Below are 24,318 nucleotides of genomic sequence, written 5' to 3'. Positions count from 1 at the left end.
ACATTCCGGATCGGCTTGGTTGTCCAATGCGCTGCCATCTGCGTATTGCTCGGATCGTGCAACACGGTGAGCGGCATCGCCGATGCCGACACCAAGGATCCGGATGTCTTCGACAAGGTCCGCTCGGTTGACCTGTTGCCGCGCTATCCGAACCAATTGCCGCAGCGCGAGCTCTCGACCGGCCCTCGCGCCAAGACTGCGATCTACGCTGCGGTTGCCAGCGACGATGCGCCGACCGCCACCTCCTCGCAGCAAGCGGCGGTCAGCACCGACCGGTTCGAGCTCAATTTCGACAATTCGCCGGTCGCGTCCGTCGCCAAGATCGTGCTCGGCGACATCCTCGGCGTCGGCTACGTCATCGATCCGCGCGTGCAGGGTAATATCAGCCTCTCCTCGGGCCGCCCGATCCCCAAATCCGACGTCGTCTTCGCGCTCGAAAACGCGCTGCGGATCGGCGGCGTCGCGCTGGTGCGCGACGATACCGGCTACCGGCTGATGCCGCAGGGCGACGCGGTCGGCGTCGGCGGTGCGGACGCCTCCGATCGCATGACACCCGGCTACGGCATAACGATCGTGCCGCTGCAATATGTCTCGGCGCAGACCGTCATCAAGCTGGTCGACAGTTTTGCCACCAAGCAGGGCATGATCCGCGCCGACACCAGCCGCAACCTGATCCTGATCCAGGGCTCCGGCAGCGAGCGCCGCAACGCGGTCGATCTCGTGCTGAGCTTCGATGCGGACTTCTTGAAGGGACAGTCGGTCGGTATCTTCCCGGTGCAGAACAGCAATCCGGGACCGATCATCGCCGAGCTCGAGAAAATCGTCGATTCCGGCGAAGGCGGCATGACGCAGAACGTGATCAAATTCCAGTCGATCGCCCGGATGAACGCGGTGCTCGCGGTGACGCGGAAGCCGGAGCTGTTGAACCGTGTCGAAACCTGGATCCGCCGCCTCGACACCACCAATACAGGCCGCTCGGCGGTCCACGTCTACCGCGTGAAGTTCGGCGACGCCCGGCAGATCGCGCGGGTGCTCAACGACGTCTTCGGTTCGAGCAGTTCATCCGGCTCGTCCGCCTCTCAGCTCGACAGCCCGGGTGGACAGGTCGCACCAGGATCCGGCCTCGCCTCGAGCTCGAGCGGCGGCTCTGCGCTCAGCCGCCTGTCGGCCTCGCCCAATCAGTCAAGCAGCGGCTTTGGCTCGAATTCAGGCGGACGCGCCGCAAGCGCGGGTGCTTCCGACGCGTCTACCGGCAATCAGGCCGCCTACGGTTCATCATCCGCTTCGCAGGGCGGCGGCAGCCTGTTCGACAACTCCTCCACAGGACAGAATTCAGGCCGCGGCGGCACAGGTCCCGGCAACGTTCTCGACGGTGTCCGCATCACTGCCGACAGTGTCAACAACACGCTGTTGATCTATGCGAGCCAGGAACAGTACCGGATCATCGAGCAGACCATCAAGGAGATCGACCAGCCGCAGCTCCAGGTCGCCATCGACGCCACCATCGCCGAGGTGACGCTGACCGACGATCTCCAGTACGGCATCCAATCCTACATCATGAGCCGCGATGTCGGCCTGAAGCCCAACACCGGCTCGGTAGGCTTTAACGGCGCAACGTCGGTCGCCGCGGCGGCAGCCGATGTCGTGCTCCAGCGCGCCATCCCCGGCTTCAACTTCCTGGTCGGCTCGGCGCAGACGCCGCGCGCCGTGCTCAACGCGCTGCATGCGATCACCGACGTCAAGGTGCTGTCGAACCCGTCCGTGGTCGTGATCGATAACCAGGTCGCGACCCTCCAGGTCGGCGACGAGATCCCGATCCAGACCGGAAGCGCAACCGTGCTGACCGGCAACAACACCATCGCCAACACGACCGACTATCGCAGCACCGGCATCATCCTGCGCGTGGTGCCGCGGATCAATGCCAACGGCAATGTCAGGCTCGATGTCGAGCAGGAGATCTCCAATCCGGTCAGCAACTCGTCGTCAGGATCGTCCTCGACGTCGACCAACTCGCTGACGCCGACGGTGTCGACCCGCAAGGTGCGCAGCTCGGTCGCGGTCGCCAGCGGACAGACGGTCTTGCTGGCGGGCCTGATCAGCGACACCCAGACCAAGAGCCGCGCGGGCATTCCGGGCCTCGACCAGATTCCCGGCCTCGGCGAAGCCGTGTTCGGACAGACGGACAAGCAGGTCAAGCGCACCGAGCTTATCATCTTCATCCGGCCGCAGATCATCCGCGACGGCGCCGATGCTCATTTCGTCGCCGAGGAGCTGCGCACCAAGCTGCGCGGTACGATCAACGCGATCGGGCCGAGGCCCGCGCCGACGACCTACCGCTGAGCCAGTACAAATTGCCCGAGGAGCGGTTCACATGATCAGGTCCAGCAGACTCTTGATTGCCGCCATCGTGCTGGGACTTGCATCGACAAGCATCGCCCATGCAGATTCCCTCGGCGCCGGAACCGGCGCCTTCAACCGCGGCGACTACAATACCGCTGCCCGTCTGCTGTTGCCGCAGGCCGAGCGCGGCAATGCCCGCGCGCAAGGGATGGTCGGCTTCATGTACGCGACGGGACAAGGCCTGCCGCAGGCCTATGACGCCGCCGGCTACTGGTACAGGCTGGCCGCCGAGCAAGGCGACACCACGTCGCAATATCTGCTCGGCCTCGCCTACGACAAGGGCCAGGGCGTGCCGCAGGACGACGTCGCCGCCTACAAATGGCTGAACCTCGCGGCTGCGCATGCACCGAGGAAAACCCGCGAGAATTTTGCAAAGCTGCGCAATGCGGTCGCCTCGAAGATGAGCCGCGGCCAGATCGCGGCCGGCCAATGGCACGCGCTGCGCTGGCCTGAGGAGTCGCCGTTCTGATCGACGGCGAGGGCCGCAAGCCGCAGCGGAATGCCGTCATATCGGTGATGTGACGGCGTAACGCCGGTCTTAACGAAAATCACACCATCACCGTCGCCGGCCCGGCCGAGATCGCGCGGATCGGTACAATTTGAAGTAATAGCTTAGCCGGATCGCGAGCTGTCTCTGCCAACGTCCCCTGCACAGGGAGCGTCGGGGGACGACATGGCGGGAAGTCGCAACGCAAAGCAGAGACTGGCGACGCTGGCGGCCGCCGGCGTTGCCGCGGCCTGCCTGTCGATGGCGCTGCCGGCCCATGCTTTCCTGGCCCGCCCCACCCTGTTTGCTGCGATCGGCGCCGCGACCAAGGCACCGTCCGGCTGGCAACAGTTCTGCGCCGAGAATGCCGAGGACTGCCGGCCCGGCGCTGATCAGGCCCGGGACGTCGTGCTCACGCCCGAACTGCTTCAGCAGCTCTACGAGACCAACAAATACGTCAATGATCGCGTCGCCTGGACCAGCGATGACGCGCTTTACGGCAAGGCCGAACGCTGGACGCTTCCGCTCGATCGCGGCGATTGCGAGGACATCGTCCTGCTCAAGCGCAAGATGCTCGCTAAGCTGGGCTGGCCGCAGGGATCGCTCCTGATCACAACGGTCGAGGAGCCCGGTCCGGCCAAAGGTCGTCACGCCGTACTCACCGTCCGCTCCGACCGCGGCGAGATGATCCTCGACAACCAGACCCCGGAAATCCTGTTCTGGTACGAGACCAAATACCGCTACCTGTCGCGGCAAAGCGCCACCGACCCGAACGTCTGGGTGGCCTTTGGCTCCGAGCAACCGAAGCCGCCGGCTTTTCCCGTCGAGCGTTAATTCCCCGTAGAGCGACCCTGAAGACCAGCCTCTCGGCCACGGCGCGCCGCGCGGTCGCCGGTCATGCGCGACAGTCCGCATGACCTCGCAAGACGTCCGGCGTTTCGCCGCAACTTCTTGTTCTAAACAGCACTATAACATTATTCGCGCATTATGATACAAAATATATCATTAGCGACGGAATGATTCCCATTCCGAGTTGTATCATCATCGCGACCATCCCCATTAGCGCTCATTTGAGGCATCAATGACCACTCAAGTTGTATTTGGCGGCACGACAACGATCTCCGCCCCCACCACCACGACCTACATCGTCGTCTCGGGCACGCTCGACGTCGCCAGCGGCGGCGTCGTGTCCGGCGCGACCGCGGTCGGCCCCGGCACTGTCATCATGATCGAGGCCGGCGGCACCGCCAACAACTCGACCATCGCCGGCGGTGTGCAGTACAATTACGGCACGGCCAACGGCGTCGTCATCTCCAACGGCGGCACCCAGCACGTCTATGGCGGCACCGCCAGTAACGTCGTGATCAGCGCCGGCGGTTACCAGGACGTCATGAACGCCACCGTCACCGGAACGACGCTCGCCGGCTTCCAGCAGGTGCATGTCGGCGGCGTGACCTATGCGACGGTCATCGTCAACGGCGGCAACGAGTTCGTGGCGACCGGCGGCACCACCAATGGCACCATCATCTCGTCGGGCGGCCTGCAATATGTCGGCGAGGACGGCACCGCCAACGGCACCGCGATCAACAACGGCGGCTATCAATTCGTGCTCGGCACCGGCAATGACACCGTCGTGTTCGGCGGCGGCGTCCAGGAAGTCGCCGGCACGACCAACAACACCACCGTCAACAGCGGCGGCATTCAGCACGTCGTGCTGGACGGCACCGCGATCACGACGACGGTCCAGGCCGGCGGCTTCCAGCAGGTCAGCAGCGGCAGCGTGCAGGGTAGCCAGGTCAGCGGCGGCCTCCAAGTTCTGGGCACCGGCAGTTCGACCGACACGGTGGTTCTGTCCGGCGGCAGCGAATATGTCGGCTCCGGCGCTTCGGCGACGGGAACGACCGTCAACGCCAGCGGCCTGCAATATGTGGACGTTGGCGGTTCGGCGGCCTCCACGACGGTCAACGGCGGCTTCGTGTTCGTGGCGGGAGCGGCCTCGGGCGCGACCGTCAACAGCGGCGAGTTCGATGTGGCTGGCAGCGCCAGCAACACGCATCTCTCCGGCGGCGCCGAATATGTCTATGCCGGCGGCGTCCAGAACGGCGTCGATTTCGCAGGCACGGCTTCGACGCTCTATCTCGAGGACGCGTCCGGCCTGACCGGCACGATCTCGAATTTCGAGATCGGCGACGTCATCGACTTCCGCAACCTTGCTGTGACCTCGTACGAATTCGATGGCGCGACGCTCACGCTGACCACCAGCAACGGCTCGCTCGCCTATCAATTCGCAGGCGTCGAGGCCGGCACCGCGTTGAACGTCGCCTCCGACGGTCATGGCGGCACGTCCGTGTCGCTGTCACTGCTCTCGCAGTTCTCGTCGAGCCTGGTCCCGGATGCAGGCGAAGGCGCGATCACGCAGCAGGGCTCCGATCCCGAGGGCGCTTCGCTCGTTCACGCCCAGAGCTGACCTGAGACGACATTGCTGTACCGGGACAAGTCCCGGTACAGCTTCCTCGGCTGTCGAGCCCTGCTCCGGCCAAGGCCATCGGCGCAAGCCTCGCCACTCTTCGCTCGTCAAGTCTCAGACGTAACAGGTCGCGCGCCATCGAGGGGCGACGCGCGAGCACGTTCATCGGCAACGCGGGCCGTGCGACGGCGGCTCCAGTCACGCCTGCCTATGCGGGAGGCATGCCCAGCGCCAGATTGCATACCATTTGGAGCACCCGCCTCGGCTGCACGCGCGGAACCCCTTCATATCATTGATGTAACGTTATTCCGGACAAAATGCCGCACACCGCGCAAAAATGTATCATAAAATATCATAAATAGATCGTTTAGAGCCCGTGCAGGTTCGGCGCAGGTCTCCGCAACAGGCGGTCGCAGCGCGGAATTCAGCTCTTCAGCGCTCCCTTTAGCATCACTTGAGGTATGTTATGACCACCGTCGTAAAAATAGGTACCGAATTTCAGGTCAATAGCCAGACGGCTGGCAGCCAGTGGTATCCCTCCATTACCGGCCTCACCAATGGCGGCTTCGTCGTCACCTGGCAGGACGGCCTCGCCGGCTCCACCAGCGGCAGCAGCACGCTCGGCGACGCCAGCGGCTCCGCCGTCCATGCCCAGCTCTATGCGGCCGACGGCAGCAAGGTCGGCGGCGAATTCCTCGTCAACACCCAGACCAACGGCTCGCAGGCTGCTCCGGTCGTGACCGGCCTCAGCAACGGCGGCTTCGTCGTCTCCTGGCAGGACCAGAACTCCACCAGCGGCGACATCAAGGCCCAGATCTACGGCGCGAACGGCGCCCCGGTCGGCGGCGAATTCCTGATCAACTCCGTCACCGCCAACAACCAGAACACCCCGGCCATCACCGGCCTGCCCAATGGCGGCTTCGTCGTCGCCTGGACCAACCAGGGCAGCGTCGCGCCCGACATCAAGGCCCAAGTCTATGACGCGAACGGCGCCAAGGTCGGCTCCGAATTCCTCGTCAACTCCACCAGCGCCAACTTCGATCAGGAGCGTGCTTCGATCGCAACGCTGAGCAACGGCGACTTCGTCGTCACCTGGAACGATTTCCGCACCGGCAATTGGGAAGTCCGCGGCCAGGTGTTCCACCCGGGTGCGAGCGGCGCGACCAAGGTCGGCTCCGAATTCACCGTCGACACCGCCTATTACAACAGCCGCATGGTTGCCGGCGTGACCGGTCTTGCCAACGGCAATTTCGTCATCAGCTTCGAGGACACCAGCGGCGAAATTCGCGCGCAGGTCTTCACGGCTGGCGGCAGCAAGGTCGGCTCGGAATTCCAGGTCAACACCCAGACCGGCGGCAACCAGGGCTTTTCGAGCATCACCGCACTGACCGGCGGCGGCTTCGTCGTGACCTGGTCGGACGAAGGAACGGCCGACGGCAGCGGCTCCGGCATCAAGGCGCAGGTCTATGATACGGCCGGCAACAAGATCGGCGGCGAGTACATCGTCAACTCGCAGACCAACAGCTACCAGTACTATCCGACCGTCTCGGCGCTCGCCAATGGCGGCTTCGTCATCAGCTGGCAGGACTTCAGCCAGACGCTTGGTGACAACTCCTCCTACGGCATCACCGCGCAGGTCTTCAACCTGTCGAACGCCCCGACCGCGCCGACCATCGTGTCGGTCACCGATGACGTCTCGCCCAACAGCGGCGCTCTCGCCAACGGCGCCAGCACCAACGACACCAACCTGACGGTCCGCATCGCAACCGGCAGCAACTTTGCCGGCGACGTCGTGCAGCTGTTCGACGGCCAGACCGCGATCGGCTCGGCAGTCACGCTCTCGCTCGCCGACATCGCGCGCGGCTACGTCGACATCCAGACCGGCCTGCTTGGCAACGCGGCCCACGCCATCACTGCGAAGGTCACCGATACGACCGGCGCCGTGAGCGATGCCGCCTCGGCGATCAATGTGACCGTCGACACGGTTGCCCCGGCCGTCGGCGTCACCGGCGTGACGCTCGACACTGCCAACCTGCCCACCTTCACGGTGAGCGGCACCACCGAAGCCGGCCTTCTGGTCTCGGTCTACGACGGTGCGACCCTGGTCGGCACCACCACAGCTGGCGCCGACGGCTCCTGGAGCCTCGCCGGCCTGACACTGGTCGAAGGCGCCAACAACCTGACCGCCAAGACCACCGATGCAGCCGGCAACGCCGGCACCTCGACCGTCTTCGCGGCACCGACGCTGGTCTCGACCGGCGCGGTTTCGGTCACGGGCGCATCGACGACCTCGCAGGGCTATGTCGTGCTCGGTGACGGCACTCTCGATGTCGCCACCGGCGGTAACGTCTCCGGCCAGATCACGATCGGCAATGGCGGCGTCGTCGACGTCCTCAACGGCGCGACCACTGAGCATACCGACATCCGCAGCGGCGGCGTGCAGTACGACTACGGCACCGCGAACGATACCATTGTTCACGCGGGCGGCCAGCAGCACGTCTACTTCGGCGGCAGCGCCAACGGTTCGACCGTCGAGGCCGGCGGCTACCAGGACGTCTATTCGAACTCGACCGTCACCAACGTCAGCCTCAGCGGCAACCAGCAGGTGCTGGCGGGCGGAACGGCCATCGACACCACGGTCTATAGCGGCGGCTACCAATATGTCGGCGATGGCGGCACCAGCGCCGGCACGCTGGTCAAAACCGGCGGCTTCCAATACATCGATGCCGGCGGGTCGGCCAGCGACACCGTGATCGACGGCGGCTTCCAGTATGTCGACGGCACGGCGACCGGCGGTTCGGTCGGTGGCGGCAACTCGCTGGGCGGCGGCGTCGCGACCGGTGTGACCGTCAAGAACGGCGGCGCGCAGCACGTCTATCACGGCGGCAGCGCGACCGGCACGGTCGTTGCGGCTGGCGGCTTCCAGGACGTCTACCATGCCACCGTCTCCGGCACGAACCTCAGCGGCAATCAGCAGGTGCTGGATGGCGGCATCGCCGCGAACACCGTGATCGAGAACGGCGGCAATTCGTACGTTGGCGCGGGCGGATCGGTGACGGCGACCACGGTCAACGGCGGCGGCCTGCTCTATGTCGACGCCGGCGGCTCGGCCGCGTCCACGACGATCAACGGCGGAGTCGGGTTCGTGATTGGAACGGCGTCCAACACGACGCTCAACAGCGGCGAACTCGACGTCGCAGGCACCGCCGACAACACCCACCTTGCGGGCGGGGTCGAGCATGTCTTCGCCGGAGGCGTCCAGAACGGCGTCAACTTCGCCGGCTCGGCTGCAACGTTGACGCTCGAAAACGCTTCCGGCCTGACCGGCACGGTGTCGAACTTCGAACTCGGCGACACGATCGACCTGCTCAACACGTCGGTCTCGTCGTTCACCTTCGACGGTACGACACTGACGCTCGCCACGAACTCGGGCAGCCACACCTACCAGTTCGCTGGCGTTCAGTCCGGCACCGAGCTCAATGTCACCGACGACGGCCACGGCGGATCGGCGATCTCGCTGTCCCTGCTGGTGCAGCAGTCGGCGAGCATCGTCCCGGACGCCGGCGAGAGCAGCCTCGTGCCTTCGGACACGACGCAGCAGCAGCCCACGCTGGCCAGCCACGGCTGATCGGCCAACACGATCCGCGCACCGGGGTCCCCGCCCCGGTGCGTCATGCGATCGCGGCGGGAGGTGAACTTGCCTCCCGCCGTCCCGCATCCTGCCGCAGAACGCCAAATCCGACCGTTATGTGAGCGGTCCGACATAGTTATCAAACCGTAACATAGCCGCGTTAGCTATCGGCCGCCCTGCCGACCGGCGGGACACCCGTCCGTGAAATCGTCCGGACCCGATGACCGCGGATATTTGCTTCCAATGAGCCCGAACGAGACCATTTCACGCGACCCGGCCGCCAAAGAGCAGCCGAAGGAGCCGCCGGTGCAGGCCGTGCCGAAGCCGCCGGCCGACCCCGGCCTGACCGCTCTCGTCATGATGCTCCAATTCCTCGGGGTGCCCGCCGAGCCGGAGCAGCTCCGCCATCAGCTCGGCGTCACCGTGATCGGCACCACCGAGATGCTGCGCTGTACCAAGCAGTTCAACATCAAGGCGCGCGTGGTGAAGACGAGCTGGGACCGGCTCGACAAGACGCCGCTGCCCGCCATCGTCCCCTTGCGCGACGGCGGCTTCCTGATCCTGGGCAAGGCCGGCGACGGCAAGGCCATCGTGCAATATCCGGGCTCGCCGCGGCCGCAGATGCTGACCAAGGCGCAGTTCGAGGTGCTCTGGGACGGCCGCATCGTGCTGATGACCAAGCGCGCCGGCCTCGCCGATCTGTCGCGGCGCTTCGACATCACCTGGTTCATGGGCGCGGTCAACCGCTATCGCGGCCTGCTCGGCGAAGTGCTGCTCGCCTCGTTCTTCCTCCAGATCTTCGCGCTGGTGTCGCCGCTGTTCTTCCAGGTGGTGATCGACAAGGTGCTGGTGCATCGCAGCCTCGGCACGCTGGATGTGCTGGTCGCCGGCATCGTCGCGATCTCGATCTTCGAGGTCGTGCTCGGCGCGCTCCGCACCTACCTGTTCTCGCACACGACCAACCGCATCGACGTCGAGCTCGGCGCGCGGCTGTTCCACCATCTGCTGGCGCTGCCGCTGTCCTATTTCCAGGCGCGGCGGGTCGGCGACACGGTCGCGCGGGTGCGCGAGCTGGAGAACCTGCGCAACTTCATCACCGGCTCGGCGCTGACGCTGGTGATCGACCTGTTCTTCACCTTCGTCTTCCTCGGCCTGATGGCGTTCTACTCGCCGCTGCTGACCGCGATCGTGCTGGCGTCGTTCCCGCTCTACATCGTGATCTCGGCCGGCGCCACGCCGCTGTTCCGCTACCGTCTCGACGAGAAGTTCAAGCGCGGCGCGGAGAACCAGTCGTTCCTTGTCGAGAGCGTCACCGGCGTCGAGACCTTGAAGGCGATGGCGGTCGAGCCGCAGATGCAGAAGCGCTGGGAAGAGCAGCTTGCCGGCTACGTCGCCTCGAGCTTTCGCGTGGTCAATCTCGGTAATGTTGCAAGCCAGGCCGTTCAGTTCGTCAGCAAGATCAACATGGCGATCCTGCTCTATTTCGGCGCCAAGCTGGTCATCGACGGCAACCTCACGGTCGGCGAGCTCGTCGCCTTCAACATGCTGTCGGGACGGGTCACCGCGCCGGTGCTGCGGCTCGCCCAGCTCTGGCAGGATTTCCACCAGGCGCGGCTGTCGGTCGAGCGGCTCGGCGACATCCTCAACACCGTGCCCGAGCCGACCCATCGCCCGGGTCGCGCGGCGTTGCCTGCCATCCGTGGCGACATCACCTTCGAGCATGTCGGCTTCCGCTACCGCGTCGACGGACCGCAGATCCTGAACGACATCACCCTGAAGATTCCGGCCGGCCAGATCGTCGGCATCGTCGGCACCTCCGGCTCCGGCAAGAGCACGCTCGGAAAACTGATCCAGCGGCTTTATCTCCCCGAGAGCGGCCGCGTGCTGGTCGACGGCAATGACCTTGCGGCGGTCGACCCGACCTGGCTGCGCCGGCAGGTCGGCGTCGTGCTCCAGGAGAACATGCTGTTCAACCGCTCGGTGCGCGACAACATCGCACTCGCCGATCCCGCGCTGCCGATGGAGCGCGTCGTCGCCGCGGCAAAGCTCGCCGGCGCACACGACTTCATCCTCGAACTCCAGGACGGCTACGACACCGTCATCGGCGAGCGCGGCAGCACGCTGTCCGGTGGCCAGCGCCAGCGCATCGCGATCGCACGCGCGCTGACGACCAATCCTCGCGTTCTCATCTTCGACGAAGCAACGAGCGCGCTCGACTATGAAAGCGAGCGCATCATCCAGCACAACATGCGCGAGATCACGGCGGGCCGTACCGTTCTGATCATCGCCCACCGTCTGTCGACCGTGCGCACCGCGGACCGCATCATCACCGTGGAGCGTGGCCGTATCGTCGAGGACGGTTCGCACGACCAGCTGATCCGCAGCGGCGGCCGCTACGCCACGCTGCATCGTGTCCAGGCAGGCATCCATGAAGTCGGCTAAGGCGATGATGGCCTCGCTGCGCAGCCCGACGCGGACGCGCGACGAGCTGGCGTTCCTCCCCGCGGCGCTCGAGATCGTCGAGACCCCGCCTTCGCCGATCGGCCGCGCCATCTCCGCGTCGATCTCGGCGGTATTTCTGATCGCGCTGGTGTGGGCCAGCATCGGCACGGTCGACATCATCGCGACCGCGACCGGCAAGATCGTCCCCGACGGCCGCACCAAGGTGATCCAGCCGTTCGAGACCGCGGTCGTGCGCGCCATCCACGTGCAGGACGGTCAGCGCGTCAAGGCCGGCGACCGCCTGATCGAGCTCGATCCCACCATGAGCCAGGCCGAGCTCGGCCATCTCCAGAGCGATTTGCTCGCCAGCGAGCTCGACATCGCACGTCTGCACGCCGCACTTGCCGGCGGTGATCCAGCCAAATTCATCGCGCCCGCGCGCGCGACCTCCGATCAGGTCCGCACCGCAAAGCGTTTCCTGGCCTCGCAGGCCGCCGAGCAGGCGTCCAAGATCACCTCGCTCGAATGGCAGGGCATGCAGAAGAAAGCGGAGCGCTCGACCACCGAGGCCACGATCGGCAAGATCAGCGCGCTCATTCCCATCATGCAGCAGCGCGTCGACGTGCGAAAATATCTCGTCGACCGCGAGTTCGGCTCGAAACTGCAATACCTCACGGAAACACAGGACCTGGTGGCGCAACAGCAGGAGCTGCTGGTCCAGAAGAGCCATTATACCGAGGCCGATGCCGCCGTCGGCGGCATCGAGGAGACGCTGCGGCGTACCGAGGCCGAATATCAGCGCGGCCTGTTCGACGAGCTCGCGAAAGCCGAGCAGAAGGCCGGCGGGCTGCGCCAGGATATCGTCAAGGCCGAGCAGCGCACCAGCCTGCTCCGCCTCGCCGCGCAGGAGGACGGCATCGTCCAGCAGCTCGCGGTGCATTCGGTCGGCGGCGTGGTGACCCCCGCGCAGACGCTGATGGTCGTGGTGCCCACCAGCGGCGGCCTCGAGATCGAGGCGATGATCTCGAACAAGGACATCGGCTTCGTCCAGCCCGGCGAGGAAACCGCGATCAAGGTCGACACCTTCAGCTTCACCCGCTACGGCCTGCGTCAGGGCAAGGTGCTCAGCGTCTCCCAGGACGCCATCGTCCGCCAGAAACCGCCGGAAAAGCCCGGCGACACGCCGGCCGGCACCGACACATCATCCAGCGAACCCAAGGGCCAGGAGCTGGTTTACTCTGCCCGCGTCTCGCTCGACCGCTCGCAAATGGACATCGACGGCCGCACCGTCAACCTCGCCCCTGGCATGGCCGTAACCGTCGAGATCAAGACCGGTACGAGGAAGATCATCAGCTATGTGGTGTCACCGCTGATCCGGTATGGGCAGGAGAGTTTGCGGGAGCGGTGAGACGGCGGCGAATCCGGCGGGATGGTATCGGGATCTCTGGCCCAGCCCAACCAGCACATTTGACCTAAATCAAGCAGGTATCGGTTAGCGGTGACAGCCTCAACCCGCCAAATGGACTGCGGGAGGTCGGAATATGAAAATCCGTTGCCGCACCCTTGCGACCACAGCAAGTGTTCTCGCCCTCGGTTGCATCTCCGCGTCGGCTCAGCAGGTCACGGGTACCCCAGGCTCGCCCGCAGCCACGACGACAATTGACGGCAAGCTGCTTCCGCCGCCGCCTCCAGAATTCGGAGGGGTCATCAACGAGAGAGCCTCGGAGTCGAAGGCGTGGTGGGCACCGCGTGTCGTACCGCCGAAGGGCGCGCCCAATGTGTTGCTCATCATGACCGACGACCAGGGTTTCGGAGCGCCGAGCACCTTCGGCGGCGTTGTCCCCACGCCCGCGATGGATCGTATCGCTGCGCAGGGCCTGCGCTACACCAATTTTCATTCCACCTCGCTGTGCTCACCGACGCGGGCGGCGCTCATCACCGGCCGCAATCATCATTCGGTCGGCTTCGGAGTCGTCGGCGAAATATCGACGGGGTTCCCAGGTTACGACTCGATCATTCCGATCGAGAAGGGCACCATCGGCACCACCCTGAAGGCGAACGGGTACGCCACCTCGTGGTTCGGCAAGAACCATAACACGCCCTCATATCAATCGAGCCAGGCGGGGCCATTCAATCAATGGCCCAATGGCATGGGCTTCGAGTATTTCTATGGTTTTGTCGGCGGCGATGCCAGTCAGTGGCAACCGAATCTGTTCCGCAACACCACAGCGATTTATCCATTCCAGGACAATCCCAGCTGGAACCTGACGACCGCGATGGCCGACGAAGCCATCCAGCACGTGAAACAGCTCAAGGAGATCGCGCCCGACAAGCCGTTCTTCGTTTATTACGTGCCCGGCGGCACGCATGCGCCGCATCATCCGACGCCGGACTGGATCAAGAAGATCAGCGACATGCACCTGTTCGACCAAGGCTGGAACAAGCTGCGGGAGACGATCTTCGCCAACCAGAAGCGGTTGGGCATCATGCCCGACCACGCCAAGCTGACGCCATGGCCGAAGGAATTGCCGCAATGGGATTCTATCGGCGAGTTGGAGAAGAAGCTTTTCATCAAGCAGGCAGATGTCTATGGCGCCTACCTTGCCTACACCGACCATGAGATCGGCCGCGTCATTCAAGCCGTCGAAGACCTCGGAGAGCTCAACAACACGTTGATTATCTATATCGGCGGGGACAACGGCGCGAGTGCCGAAGGCATGATCAACGGTACGCCCAACGAGTTCACGACCTTCAATGGTGTCCCGGTGCCGGTGAAGGCTCAGTACCTCTGGTATCCGTTCTGGGGCTCGGACAAGACTTTCCCGCATTTTGCCGCGCCGTGGGCGTGGGCGATGGACACTCCATTCAAATGGGTCAAGCAGGTGCCGTCGCATTTTGGCGGGACCGCCCAAGGCGTCGCCATGTCCTGGCCCGGCCATATCAACGATGTGGGAGGCATCCGTCGCCAATTCCATCACGTCATCGATATTGCTCCGACCATCCTCGAAGCAACCGGCATTTCGCAACCTGACACGATCGACGGTATCAAACAGAGCCCCATGGAAGGGGTGAGTATGGCGTACACATGGGATAAAGCGAACGCCAACGCCGGGACGACGCACACGACCCAATATTTCGAGATGCTCGGTAATCGCGCCATCTATCGCGATGGCTGGGTTGCGGCCACGACGCCGATCACGCTTCCATGGGAGCTAAGCAGCGCGCCCCCGCCCGATGTGATCACGGGATACAAGTGGGAGCTCTACAACGTCCAGGAAGACCCCACCCAGTTCAATGATCTGGCCGCCAAGATGCCGGAGAAGGTCAAGGAGTTGCAAGCCGTCTTCGATGTCGAGGCGAAGAAGTACAACGTGCTGCCGCTCGATAACACGACGCTCGCGCGTTGGAATACGCCGCGCCCAAGCCTGACGGCCGGGCAGACCGTATTCACCTATTCGGGCGAACTGACCGGTGTGCCGGCTAGCGCCGCGCCGAGCATCCTCAACAAGTCCTATACCATCACCGCCGAGGTTGAGATTCCCAACGGCGGCGCTGAAGGGATGATCGTCACCGAAGGCGGACGTTTCGGCGGCTACGGGCTATTTCTAAGCAAGGGTGTGGCGGGCCTTCGGCGGGGTAAGCCCGTGTTCCTCTACAACCTGCTCAACCTCAAGCGCACGGTCTGGTCGGGACCGGAGTTGAGCGCGGGCAAGCACACCATCGTCTTCGACTTCAAGTCGGATGGGCCGGGATTGGGCAAGGGCGGTACAGGCGTACTTTCAGTGGATGGCAAGGAAGTAGACCGGAAATCCATAGAACACGGTACGCCCATCACGTTCCCCGAGGACGAGACCTTCGACGTCGGCCAGGACACCCGCACCGGGGTCGCGATGCTCGAGTATCGCTACGATCCTCCGTTCAAGTTCACGGGCAAGATCAACAAGCTGACGTTCAAGCTCGGACCTGAGTTGAAGGACCCGGCGCAAGCCAAGGCAGAACTTGGACCTATGCCAGCGCCGGAGCCGGATCCCATTGAAGAGTCGAAGTCTCAAAAGCCACCCGCGAACGTTGGGAAGAAATGAAAGGCGCATTGGCGTTCGCCGCCATCAGCGAAGCTGCAACGGGATTGGCGCTGCTGATCGCGCCGTCGCTGGTTGGCCAATTGTTGCTGGGCGAGCAGCTTTCCGGTGTCGCAACGCCGGTCGCGCGTGTCGCCGGCATTGCGCTGATTGCCTTGGGGATCGCCTGTTGGCCAGGGTGGCCGCCACTGCCGGGCATGTTGATCTACAACGGAGCCATCACCCTATATTTGGCCTACCTCGGTTTCGCAGGTGGATTGAGCGGCGTCCTTCTGTGGCCGGCAGTCGTCCTTCATCTAATCCTGACCACGCTCTTGATGCGCGGCGGCTCGCAAAGCCGCGACCGCTGAATTTCTCATCGACCCCGCCGTTTCCGGGGAAGCTTCAAAAATTCTTCTGGCTCAGTGCCTTGCGTATTGAAGAGCATCCAGAGCTTTAACGTATCCCATCCCGGATCATATATCCGGCGCCGCGGATCGTGTGCAGCAGCGGCCGCTCAAAACCCTTGTCGATCTTGGAGCGCAGCCGCGAAATGTGGACGTCGATCACGTTGGTCTGCGGATCGAAATGGTAGTCCCAGACGTTCTCCAGCAGCATGGTGCGCGTCACCACCTGGCCGGCATGCTTCATGAGGTATTCGAGCAGGCGGAATTCGCGCGGCTGGAGCGTCAGCTCGTCCTTGCCGCGGGCGACGCGATGGGACAGCCGGTCGAGCTCGAGATCGCCGACGCGGTAGAGCGTGTCCTCGGCCGGACCGCCGCGGCGCCGTGACAGCACTTCGACCCGGGCCAGCAGCTCGGCAAAGGAATAAGGCTTCGGCAGATAGTCGTCGCCGCCGGCGCGCAGACCCTTGATGCGATCGTCGACCTGCCCGAGCGCGGAGAGAATCAGCACCGGCGACGAGTCGCCCTTGTCGCGCAACGCGCCGATCAGGGACAGGCCGTCACGCTTGGGCAGCATGCGGTCGACCACCAGCACGTCGTAATCGCCGCTCTCGGCCATGGCGAGGCCTTCCTCGCCGTCGGCGGCGTGGTCGGCAATGTGTCCGACTTCACGAAACGCCTTCACGAGATAGTCGGCGGATTCGCGGTCGTCTTCGATGATGAGGAGGCGCATCGTGCGTTCGGCGGCGGTCAAGGGGGTCAACCTTTCCTGAACATGGCGCGAGCGGCAATCGCATGCAAGCCAAGCAAACGGGACTTGGGTAGGCAAAAAGGCGGGCGGTGAAGCTGGGGGGACCTCACCGCCCTAGGCCTTCCGACGGAGGGGGGCGTAATTCCACCGGAAGGTAGGCTGGGGGAGCGGGCCTTATGCTGCTCCCCCGAAGGGCGTCGGCGGCGGGGGCGACTGATGCCGGCGACACCCCTCATCTCGTAGACCTCCTGACGGCTTAGCCCTTGGCGATGGGCACGGCGACGAAGCGCGACTGGCCGCCGCTCTTCACGCGCATCAGGACGCTGTTCTTGTTGTCGGTCCGCGCCGTGTTGATGGCGTCGCGGACTTCGCCGGCGGTGCTCACGCTCTTGCCGCCGACTTCGAGAATAACGTCGCCTTCCTTGAAGCCGCGTTCGGCCGCGGCGCTCTTCGGATCGACTTCGGTGACCACGACACCTTCCTTGCCGGCGCCAGCCACGGAGTCGGCGGGCGCGACGGTCATGCCGAGCTTGGGCACGTCGGTGCCACGGCTCGCACCCTTGCCGCTATCCTTGTCGGTGTCGGCCTTGGCCTCGATCGTGTTCGGCAGCTGGCCGAGGGTGAGGTTCACGACCTTGTCCTGGCCCTTGTGCAACACGTTGAGCTTCACGGTCGCGCCGGGCGCCATGCCGCCGATGGTGCGGGCAAGCTCGCGGGCATCCTTGACGGATTCACCGTTGACCGAGGTGATCACGTCGCCGGACTCGATGCCGGCCTTCGCCGCCGGACCGTTCGCCTGCGGCTCCGCCACCAGCGCACCTTCAGCCTTCTTCATGCCGAGGCTGTCGGCGATGTCGGAGGTGACAGGCTGGATCTGGACGCCGATCCAGCCGCGGCTGACCGAGCCCTTGTCCTTGAGCTGGGCCACCACGCTCTTCACGGTGCTCGCGGGAATCGAGAACGCGATGCCGACGCTGCCGCCGGAGGGTGAGTAGATCGCGGTATTGACGCCCATCACCTCGCCGTTGGTGTCGAAAGCGGGACCACCGGAATTGCCCTTGTTCACGGGCGCATCGATCTGGATGAAATCGTCATAGGGACCGTTGCCGATGTCGCGGCCGCTGGCCGAGACGATGCCCGCAGTCACGGTGCCGCCGAGGCCGAAGGGATTGCCGACCGCGAGCACCCAGTCGCCGATCCGCGGCTTGCTGTCGGCGAGCTTGGCGAACGGGAAGTTCGAGCTGCCCTCGACCTTGATGAGGGCGAGGTCAGTGCGCTGGTCGGTGCCGATCACCTTGGCGGTATAGGTCTTGCCGTCATCGGTCGTGACCTCGACCTTGTCGGCGCCGTCGACCACGTGGTTGTTGGTCACGGCAAAACCGTCGGCGGAGATGAAGAAGCCGGAGCCCTGGCCCTGCACGACGCGGCCGCGGCCACCCTTCTGGCCCGGGAAACCATCCGGACCGCCGAAGCGGCGGAAGAAGCGCTCCATCGGCGAGCCCGGCTGGAACGGCGAGGAGGAATCATCGCCATCGTCGTTGCTCGCGGTCTTCTCCTTGATATTGACCTTCACCGAGATCACCGACGGTTTCACGCGCTCGACGATGTCGGCGAACCCGACCGGACGCTCAACCTTCCGGACCTCGTTGTTGACCTGCGCATGCGCCGGGCTGGAGAACAGCTCGCTCGGCGAGGTCGACGGGCTGAAGCCGTGGACGGCAATCCCGAGGCCAGCGACGACCGAAGCCATCAGCGCGATCCTGCGCGCGGAGAAAACCGACCGGCGGGGCGGCCGGTAGGACGGAAGGTTCGTGAGGTCGGGACGGTCGGTCATGCAGGAATCTCCAAGGCCTTGAATTCTTTCGGTGCCGGATGGCAGCACGTTACGGACATGAAGATGGGGGCTCCCGCCTTACCGTGCGCTGGCGGCGGGGTTAAACTTTTGTAATGAAGGGTCGCGCCGTTGCGGCAGTTTATCGCACGCCGAAAGTCGTGGCCTTACAGGAACTTAATCGAGTTCCCCTGACGAGCGTCGAACACGCCTTTGGCGAGATCAGCTCGCCCTCACGCTGACGATGAATTCGTCGACTTCACGCTTCAGGGTTTCGGCCTGCTGCGACAGATCGACGGCGGAATCGCGCGCTTCGGCCGCCATGCGGCCGGTCTCCGCCGACGTCGAGGTGATCTGGACGATGTGGTTGGAGACGTCCAGCGTTCCATGCGCGGCATCCTGCGCGCTGCGGGTGATGTCCTGCGTGGCGTTGCGCTGCTGGGCGGTGTCGACCTCGATGCCCGACATGATCGACGAGATCTCCGACAGCGTCTTCGAGATGCCGTCGATCGCGCCGCGCGTCTCCGCGGTGATGCCCTGGATGCTGGCGACGTGCGAGGTGATCTCCTCCGTCGCCTTGCTGGTCTGGTGCGCGAGGCTCTTCACTTCGGAGGCAACCACGGCAAAACCCTTGCCGGCGTCCCCTGCCCGCGCCGCCTCGATGGTGGCGTTGAGCGCCAGCAGGTTGGTCTGCGAGGCGATCGCCTGCACGAGTTGCACGACCTCGCCGATCTTGTCGGCGGCATCCGACAGGGTGTGGATGGTGTCGCGGCTCTTCTCGGCCTGCGTCGCCGCGCCTTCGGCACGCTGCGTCGCGTCGGTGACGCGGCGGCTGATCGTGCCGATCGAGTTCGTCATCTCCTCGGCCGAGCCCGCGACGATCTGCACGCTGGCGCTGGCCTGGTTCGCCGCGCTCGCGACCGCATTGGCCTTGGAGCTGGTGTCGTTGGCCGTCCGTGACAGCGTTTCGGCATTGCTCTTCAGGTGCGCGGCCGAGGACGCCACGCTGTCGACCACGCTGGCAACGAGATCGTTGAAGCGCTTGATCCGGGCGTCCAGGAATTTCGACCGCTCGGCCTGATGCTGCGCTTCGTGTAATTGCTGCTCGGTGAGGCGCCGCCGCTCCAAGCCGTTTGTCTTGAACACTTCCAGTGCGCCGGCGAGCAGGCCGATCTCGTTGGTACCGCCGAGGCCCGGAACAGGCGTCTCGAATTTCTGATCGGCTACCTCACGCATGGCGTGCACAATCGCCGCCAGCGGATTGAGGATGCCGTTGCGCACAGCGAACCAGGTGGTGAGGCAGATCGCGACAGCGACCACCGCGATTACGCCGCAGGCGATCAGAAAATAGGAGAATGCCGCCTGCGCCTGCTGGTAGATCAGCATTGCATGCTCGCGCGCGGGGCCGCTCAGCGCGGCGAAATCCGACGACAGGCTGGTGATCTCGTTGTTGAGGTAGAGCACCGCGACGAAGCCGGTGCCGCCGCCGATGCCCAGCAGGAACAATAATGCAGCGACGACGGCGCCGACCAGGAAGCGGATCGTCAGATTGCTGTTCGTGAACATCGGCTGAGGACTCAAAAATCTGGAATCGAATTTCGCGACAAGCTTCCAGACAAAGGTCAACAGAGCATGAAACACGCGGCCGCAGACGGCCTACGTATCATTACGTAGGCCGGGACGACTTGAAGTCGCTAAGACGACTTCGTCTCGTCCGACATCAATGCTGCGAGCCGTGCCTCTTCATCCGCAGTGAGCGGCGGAGCTGGTTGGTCTGCACCGCTTCGCGCGCGCCGGCGGATTTGCAGCCAGAGCGCCAGGCCGCCGCCGATCAGCAGCAGCGGCGCGAGCAGCCACAACAACACGGTCTGCCGCTCGAAGCGCGGCTTGAGCAGCACGAACTCGCCATAGCGCGCGACCAGGAAGTCGAGCACCTGCGAATTGCTGTCGCCGGCAGCGATCCGCTCGCGCACCAGCAGCCGCAAATCGCGCGCCAGCGGTGCGTCGGAATCGTCGATCGACTGGTTCTGGCAGACCATGCAGCGCAGCTCGCGCGATAGGTCGCGCGCGCGTGCCTCCTTCGTGGGATCCGACATGATCTCGTCGGGCTGCACGGCGTGGGCGGCGGGCAAAGCCAGCAGCATGAGCGCAACGATCGTGACCATCATCCGCCGCATCGGATCACTCCGCCGGCTGAAGGCGCTGCTTGGCCCGCGCCGGCTTCGGTGCGCCGACCCGCAGGCGCCGATCGGACAGCGACAGCATGCCGCCGAAGGCCATGAGCACCGGTCCCCACCAGATCAGCAGCACCAGCGGCTTGTGATAGATGCGCACCGCAATGGCGCCATCGGCAGTCGCGTCGCCGAGAGAAACGTAGAGCTGGCTCGCTCCGCGCGTCAGCAATGCGGCCTCGGTGGTCGAGGACCCGCGCGTCGTGAAGTTGCGCTTGGACGGCGTCATGACGCTGATCTTCTCACCGTCGCGGCTGACGTCGAACTCGGCGATCATCTCGCGGAAGTTCGGCCCCTGACGCTGGGACAGGCCGTCGAGCTTGAGATCATAGCCGGCGACGTGTGCCACGTCGTTCTGCTTCATAGTCGCGATATACTCGCTGTTCCAGGTGGTCTCGCAGACGATCCCGATCAGCGCGACGCCGAGGCCCGCATGGGCAAACACAGAACCCCAGGCCGAACGCGGCAGGCCGCGGGCCCGGTGCAGCGTCGTTGCGAACGGCAGGCGGAACAAACCGGTCCGTTCGGACAGATCGGTCACGGCACCGGCGATGACGAAGACTCCAAGCCCAATTGCCAATGGTGCCAGCGCACTGCCACCACGGGTCCAGGCCCAGACGATGGCGATCACAACGAGCGCGGCAACGCCCGCCGCAAGCAGCCGCTGGGTGACGCCGAGCAGATCGCCGCGCTTCCACGCCAGCATCGGCCCGAACGGCACCACGAGCAGCAGCAGCGCGAATAGCGGGACGAAGGTGAGATTGTAGAAGGGCGCGCCGACCGACATCTTGAAGTCGAGCGCTTCCATCGCCAGCGGATAGAGCGTGCCGAACAGCACGACCGCGCAAGCTACGCTGAGCAGCAGATTGTTCAACACCAGCGCGCCCTCGCGCGAGATCGGCGCGAACAGGCCGCCCTGCTTCAACGAGGTGGCACGACCCGCAAACAGCGAGAGGCTGCCACCGATGAACAGGCAGAGGATCAGCAGAATGAACACGCCGCGCGTCGGATCGGTGGCGAAGGCGTGCACGGAGGTGATGACGCCCGAACGCACCAGGAAGGTGCCGAGCAGCGACAGCGAGAAGGTCAGGATCGACAGCAGGATGGTCCAGACCTTCAGCGCGTTGCGCTTCTCCATCACCAGCGCCGAGTGCAGCAGCGCCGTGCCGGCGAGCCACGGCATCAGCGAGGCGTTCTCGACCGGATCCCAGAACCACCAGCCGCCCCAGCCGAGCTCGTAATAGGCCCAGTACGACCCCATCGCGATGCCGAGGGTCAGGAAGATCCAGGCCACCAGCGTCCACGGCCGCACCCAGCGCGCCCAGGCCGCGTCGATCCGCCCCTCCATCAGCGCCGCGATGGCGAAGGAGAACGAGATCGAGAAGCCGACATAGCCGAGATAGAGCATCGGCGGATGCACGGCGAGGCCGATGTCCTGGAGCACCGGATTGAGATCGCGTCCCTCGATCGGCGGATTGGCGATGCGCAGGAACGGATTCGATGTCACCAGGATGAAGAGATAGAAGGCGCTGGCGATCCAGGCCTGCACGGCCAGCACATGCGCGCGCAGCGACAGCGGCAGATTGTTGCCGAAGGCGGCGACCATTCCGCCGAACAGCGCCAGGATCGACACCCACAGCAGCATCGAGCCTTCATGGTTCCCCCACACGCCGGTGATCTTGTAGATCAGCGGCTTCATCGAATGGGAGTTCTCGTAGACGTTGGCGACGGAGAAATCCGAGTTCACGTGAAGCATCACGAGCGCGATGAACGACGCACCGACGAACAGCAGCTGCGCCAGCGCGGCGGAGCGCGCCACGTTCATCAGCGCGTCATCGCGCAAGCGCGCACCGATCAGCGGCACGATGGACTGGATCAGCGCCAGGCCGAGGGCCAGCACCAGCGCGTAGTGTCCGGATTCCGCGATCAACGCACTGCTCCCTGCGGGTTGCCCTGCGCGGTCGTCGCCGCGGGTTTGACGCTATCAGAAGCCTTGGCGCCGTAATCGTCCTTCCAGTGCCCCTGCTTCTTCAGGGCATCGGCGACTTCCTTGGGCATGTAGGTCTCATCGTGCTTGGCGAGCACGGTGTCGGCCTTGAACACGCCATTGGCGTCGAGCGCGCCTTCGGCGACCACGCCCTGCCCTTCACGGAACAGGTCGGGCAGGATGCCCTTGTAGGCGACCGGCAGCTTGGCGCCGCCGTCCGCAACCTCGAAGGTCACGGCGAGATTGTCGCTGCGCTGGAGCGAGCCGGGCTGCACCAGGCCGCCGAGACGAAACCGCTTGCCGGGCTCGACGTGCTTTTCGGCGACCATCGTTGGCGTCGAGAAGAACACGATGGAGTCGCGCAGAGCGTTGAGCACGAGCGCGGCCGCAAGCGCGAGCACCGCGAGGGAGCCGCCGATGATGGTCATACGTCGCTGCTTGCGCGTCATCGCGTATCCGTTCTCCGCTCGCCTCGTCCCGACATCGTCATCCGTCGAGCCCGAGAGTCTTGAGGCCTTCGTTGAGCTGGCGCAGCCGCGCGGCGTCGTTGGCGACCGCCTGTCGGGCGTCGGTCGAAGCGCCCATTGCCCTGTCACGATCGCCCATCACGAGATAGGCGCGCACCAGGCGCAGCCAACCCTCGACATCATCGCCGTTCTGCCTCAGCCGGGTGGCCAGGCGTTCGACCATGCCGCGCACCATTGCGTTGCGATCGCCCTCGTTCATGTCCTTGGAGGCTGCGATCGTCTCGTCCGACAGCGCCGGCATCGTAGCGCCACCGCCGCCGACCCGCGCCAGCGAGGTCTGCACCAGAGGACGCCACGGCGCATCCGCCGGCGCTTTCGCCAGCAGTGCGCGCCAGATGTTGGCGGCATCGTCCTTGCGGCCGTCCTGCTCGGCGGCGAGTCCGAGGAAATAGTTCGCCTTGGGATCGTCCGCGTTCAGGCCATGCGCGCGCTCGAATTCGGTCTTGGCCTCGGCGGTCACCACGCCGCCGGCAGCAGCCGCGATCGCCTCGCCGAGATCGGCCCGGCGCTCCGAACTCTCACCATTGTAGGTGAGCGAGTTGCGATAGGCGCGCACCGCATCGTCGAAGCGGCCAAGCCGCACCAGCACCGGCGCGAGCACGTTCCAGCCGCGCCCGTCGGTCGGATTCTTTTCCAGATGCTGCTCGACCTGCACGACGAGATTCTCGAGCGCCATGCCGGACCCGGCCCCGCGCTCCCGCTGCGCCAGGGGAAAGTCCTGAAGCCTGGGCGAGCCGAGCGGCATGTAGACGCCGATCGCAATGAGCGGCAGGCCGGCAAGCGCCAGCACAGCCGCCGCGCGGCGCCATTTGAGGCTCGATGTCGGTTCCGATGCAGGCTCGCTCCCGGCCGCGGCAAGCAGCCTGCGGCTGATCTCGACACGTGCGGCCTCGGCTTCCGGCGCGGCGATCAGTCCTGCGGCGAGATCACGCTCGATCTCGGCCAGCTGGTCCTTGTAGACCGCGACCTCGCTCCCCTGATTTTGCGCGCGTCCACTGCGGCCGAGCGGCAGAAGCACGGCGAAAATCGCCGCGACCGTCATCAGCGCGAACACGAACCATAGCGTCATCAGGCAAGCTTCCGGCGGCGCGCGAACCGCGCC

General features: G+C 64.9%; 16 protein-coding genes. 9 read left to right on the top strand and 7 right to left on the bottom strand.

Annotated elements, in window-relative coordinates:
- Nucleotides 1-66: 66 nt before the first annotated feature.
- From gspD to ABIB99_RS02775, 9 genes are all read left to right on the top strand, one after another.
- Nucleotides 67-2,340, top strand: a complete 2,274-nt coding sequence (gene gspD, locus ABIB99_RS02815) for a type II secretion system secretin GspD (protein WP_245344174.1) — start codon at nucleotides 67-69, stop codon at nucleotides 2,338-2,340.
- A 31-nt stretch (nucleotides 2,341-2,371) separates the two neighbouring features.
- Nucleotides 2,372-2,869, top strand: coding sequence for a tetratricopeptide repeat protein (locus tag ABIB99_RS02810; RefSeq protein ID WP_071915606.1), 498 nt, complete (start codon nucleotides 2,372-2,374; stop codon nucleotides 2,867-2,869).
- A 204-nt stretch (nucleotides 2,870-3,073) separates the two neighbouring features.
- Nucleotides 3,074-3,721: a transglutaminase-like cysteine peptidase gene (locus tag ABIB99_RS02805; protein ID WP_354174814.1), complete on the top strand. Its 648-nt coding sequence runs from the start codon at nucleotides 3,074-3,076 to the stop codon at nucleotides 3,719-3,721.
- Between the two features lie 247 nt (nucleotides 3,722-3,968).
- Nucleotides 3,969-5,354: a hypothetical protein gene (locus ABIB99_RS02800; RefSeq protein WP_354174813.1), complete on the top strand. Its 1,386-nt coding sequence runs from the start codon at nucleotides 3,969-3,971 to the stop codon at nucleotides 5,352-5,354.
- Nucleotides 5,355-5,820: 466 nt separating this feature from the next.
- Nucleotides 5,821-8,982: an AIDA repeat-containing protein gene (locus tag ABIB99_RS02795; protein WP_354174812.1), complete on the top strand. Its 3,162-nt coding sequence runs from the start codon at nucleotides 5,821-5,823 to the stop codon at nucleotides 8,980-8,982.
- Nucleotides 8,983-9,228: 246 nt separating this feature from the next.
- Complete coding sequence (locus ABIB99_RS02790; protein WP_354174811.1) at nucleotides 9,229-11,427, top strand: type I secretion system permease/ATPase; 2,199 nt, start codon at nucleotides 9,229-9,231, stop codon at nucleotides 11,425-11,427.
- Complete coding sequence (locus ABIB99_RS02785; RefSeq protein WP_354174810.1) at nucleotides 11,414-12,835, top strand: HlyD family type I secretion periplasmic adaptor subunit; 1,422 nt, start codon at nucleotides 11,414-11,416, stop codon at nucleotides 12,833-12,835. Before ABIB99_RS02790 ends, ABIB99_RS02785 begins: the two co-directional genes overlap by 14 nt.
- Before the next feature lie 133 nt (nucleotides 12,836-12,968).
- Entirely contained in the window at nucleotides 12,969-15,509 is a 2,541-nt protein-coding gene (locus ABIB99_RS02780; RefSeq protein ID WP_354174809.1) for an arylsulfatase, read from the top strand.
- Nucleotides 15,506-15,856, top strand: a complete 351-nt coding sequence (locus ABIB99_RS02775; RefSeq protein ID WP_085402745.1) for a hypothetical protein — start codon at nucleotides 15,506-15,508, stop codon at nucleotides 15,854-15,856. The genes ABIB99_RS02780 and ABIB99_RS02775 overlap by 4 nt, the downstream gene beginning before the upstream one ends.
- Nucleotides 15,857-15,941: 85 nt before the next feature.
- On the opposite strand, the gene ABIB99_RS02770 is transcribed toward ABIB99_RS02775, so the two are convergent.
- From ABIB99_RS02770 to ccmI, 7 genes are all read right to left on the bottom strand, one after another.
- Nucleotides 15,942-16,622: a response regulator transcription factor gene (locus ABIB99_RS02770; RefSeq protein WP_063986547.1), complete on the bottom strand. Its 681-nt coding sequence runs from the start codon at nucleotides 16,620-16,622 to the stop codon at nucleotides 15,942-15,944.
- 274 nt (nucleotides 16,623-16,896) lie between these two features.
- A complete protein-coding gene (locus tag ABIB99_RS02765; protein ID WP_028149896.1) occupies nucleotides 16,897-18,474 on the bottom strand; it encodes a Do family serine endopeptidase in 1,578 nt (525 codons plus the stop codon).
- 219 nt (nucleotides 18,475-18,693) lie between these two features.
- Complete coding sequence (locus ABIB99_RS02760) at nucleotides 18,694-20,037, bottom strand: methyl-accepting chemotaxis protein (protein ID WP_247308448.1); 1,344 nt, start codon at nucleotides 20,035-20,037, stop codon at nucleotides 18,694-18,696.
- A gap of 128 nt (nucleotides 20,038-20,165) precedes the next feature.
- A complete protein-coding gene (locus ABIB99_RS02755) occupies nucleotides 20,166-20,648 on the bottom strand; it encodes a cytochrome c-type biogenesis protein (RefSeq protein WP_354174808.1) in 483 nt (160 codons plus the stop codon).
- Nucleotides 20,649-20,652: 4 nt separating this feature from the next.
- A complete protein-coding gene (locus ABIB99_RS02750) occupies nucleotides 20,653-22,632 on the bottom strand; it encodes a heme lyase CcmF/NrfE family subunit (RefSeq protein ID WP_354174807.1) in 1,980 nt (659 codons plus the stop codon).
- Nucleotides 22,629-23,138: a cytochrome c maturation protein CcmE gene (gene ccmE / locus ABIB99_RS02745; RefSeq protein WP_354174806.1), complete on the bottom strand. Its 510-nt coding sequence runs from the start codon at nucleotides 23,136-23,138 to the stop codon at nucleotides 22,629-22,631. Before ccmE ends, ABIB99_RS02750 begins: the two co-directional genes overlap by 4 nt.
- A 37-nt stretch (nucleotides 23,139-23,175) precedes the next feature.
- Entirely contained in the window at nucleotides 23,176-24,285 is a 1,110-nt protein-coding gene (gene ccmI, locus ABIB99_RS02740; protein ID WP_354174805.1) for a c-type cytochrome biogenesis protein CcmI, read from the bottom strand.
- Nucleotides 24,286-24,318 lie beyond the last annotated feature (33 nt).

It is taken from the genome of Bradyrhizobium sp. LA6.1 (assembly GCF_040547805.1).
Lineage (GTDB): Bacteria > Pseudomonadota > Alphaproteobacteria > Rhizobiales > Xanthobacteraceae > Bradyrhizobium > Bradyrhizobium barranii.
Note: the sequence above shows the minus strand (reverse complement) of the source record. Positions and strands in the feature narration are given on the sequence as shown.

Bases quoted from the DNA above. Each gene is read 5' to 3' on its own strand.
- ABIB99_RS02790 (WP_354174811.1), top strand. From the start codon at position 9,229: ATGAGCCCGAACGAGACCATTTCACGCGACCCGGCCGCCAAAGAGCAG.
- ccmI (WP_354174805.1), bottom strand. From the start codon at position 24,285: ATGACGCTATGGTTCGTGTTCGCGCTGATGACGGTCGCGGCGATTTTC.
- ABIB99_RS02760 (WP_247308448.1), bottom strand. From the start codon at position 20,037: ATGTTCACGAACAGCAATCTGACGATCCGCTTCCTGGTCGGCGCCGTC.
- ABIB99_RS02805 (WP_354174814.1), top strand. From the start codon at position 3,074: ATGGCGGGAAGTCGCAACGCAAAGCAGAGACTGGCGACGCTGGCGGCC.
- ABIB99_RS02780 (WP_354174809.1), top strand. From the start codon at position 12,969: ATGAAAATCCGTTGCCGCACCCTTGCGACCACAGCAAGTGTTCTCGCC.
- ABIB99_RS02765 (WP_028149896.1), bottom strand. From the start codon at position 18,474: ATGACCGACCGTCCCGACCTCACGAACCTTCCGTCCTACCGGCCGCCC.
- ABIB99_RS02770 (WP_063986547.1), bottom strand. From the start codon at position 16,622: ATGCGCCTCCTCATCATCGAAGACGACCGCGAATCCGCCGACTATCTC.
- ccmE (WP_354174806.1), bottom strand. From the start codon at position 23,138: ATGACGCGCAAGCAGCGACGTATGACCATCATCGGCGGCTCCCTCGCG.
- ABIB99_RS02800 (WP_354174813.1), top strand. From the start codon at position 3,969: ATGACCACTCAAGTTGTATTTGGCGGCACGACAACGATCTCCGCCCCC.
- ABIB99_RS02755 (WP_354174808.1), bottom strand. From the start codon at position 20,648: ATGCGGCGGATGATGGTCACGATCGTTGCGCTCATGCTGCTGGCTTTG.
- ABIB99_RS02795 (WP_354174812.1), top strand. From the start codon at position 5,821: ATGACCACCGTCGTAAAAATAGGTACCGAATTTCAGGTCAATAGCCAG.
- ABIB99_RS02810 (WP_071915606.1), top strand. From the start codon at position 2,372: ATGATCAGGTCCAGCAGACTCTTGATTGCCGCCATCGTGCTGGGACTT.
- ABIB99_RS02775 (WP_085402745.1), top strand. From the start codon at position 15,506: ATGAAAGGCGCATTGGCGTTCGCCGCCATCAGCGAAGCTGCAACGGGA.
- ABIB99_RS02785 (WP_354174810.1), top strand. From the start codon at position 11,414: ATGAAGTCGGCTAAGGCGATGATGGCCTCGCTGCGCAGCCCGACGCGG.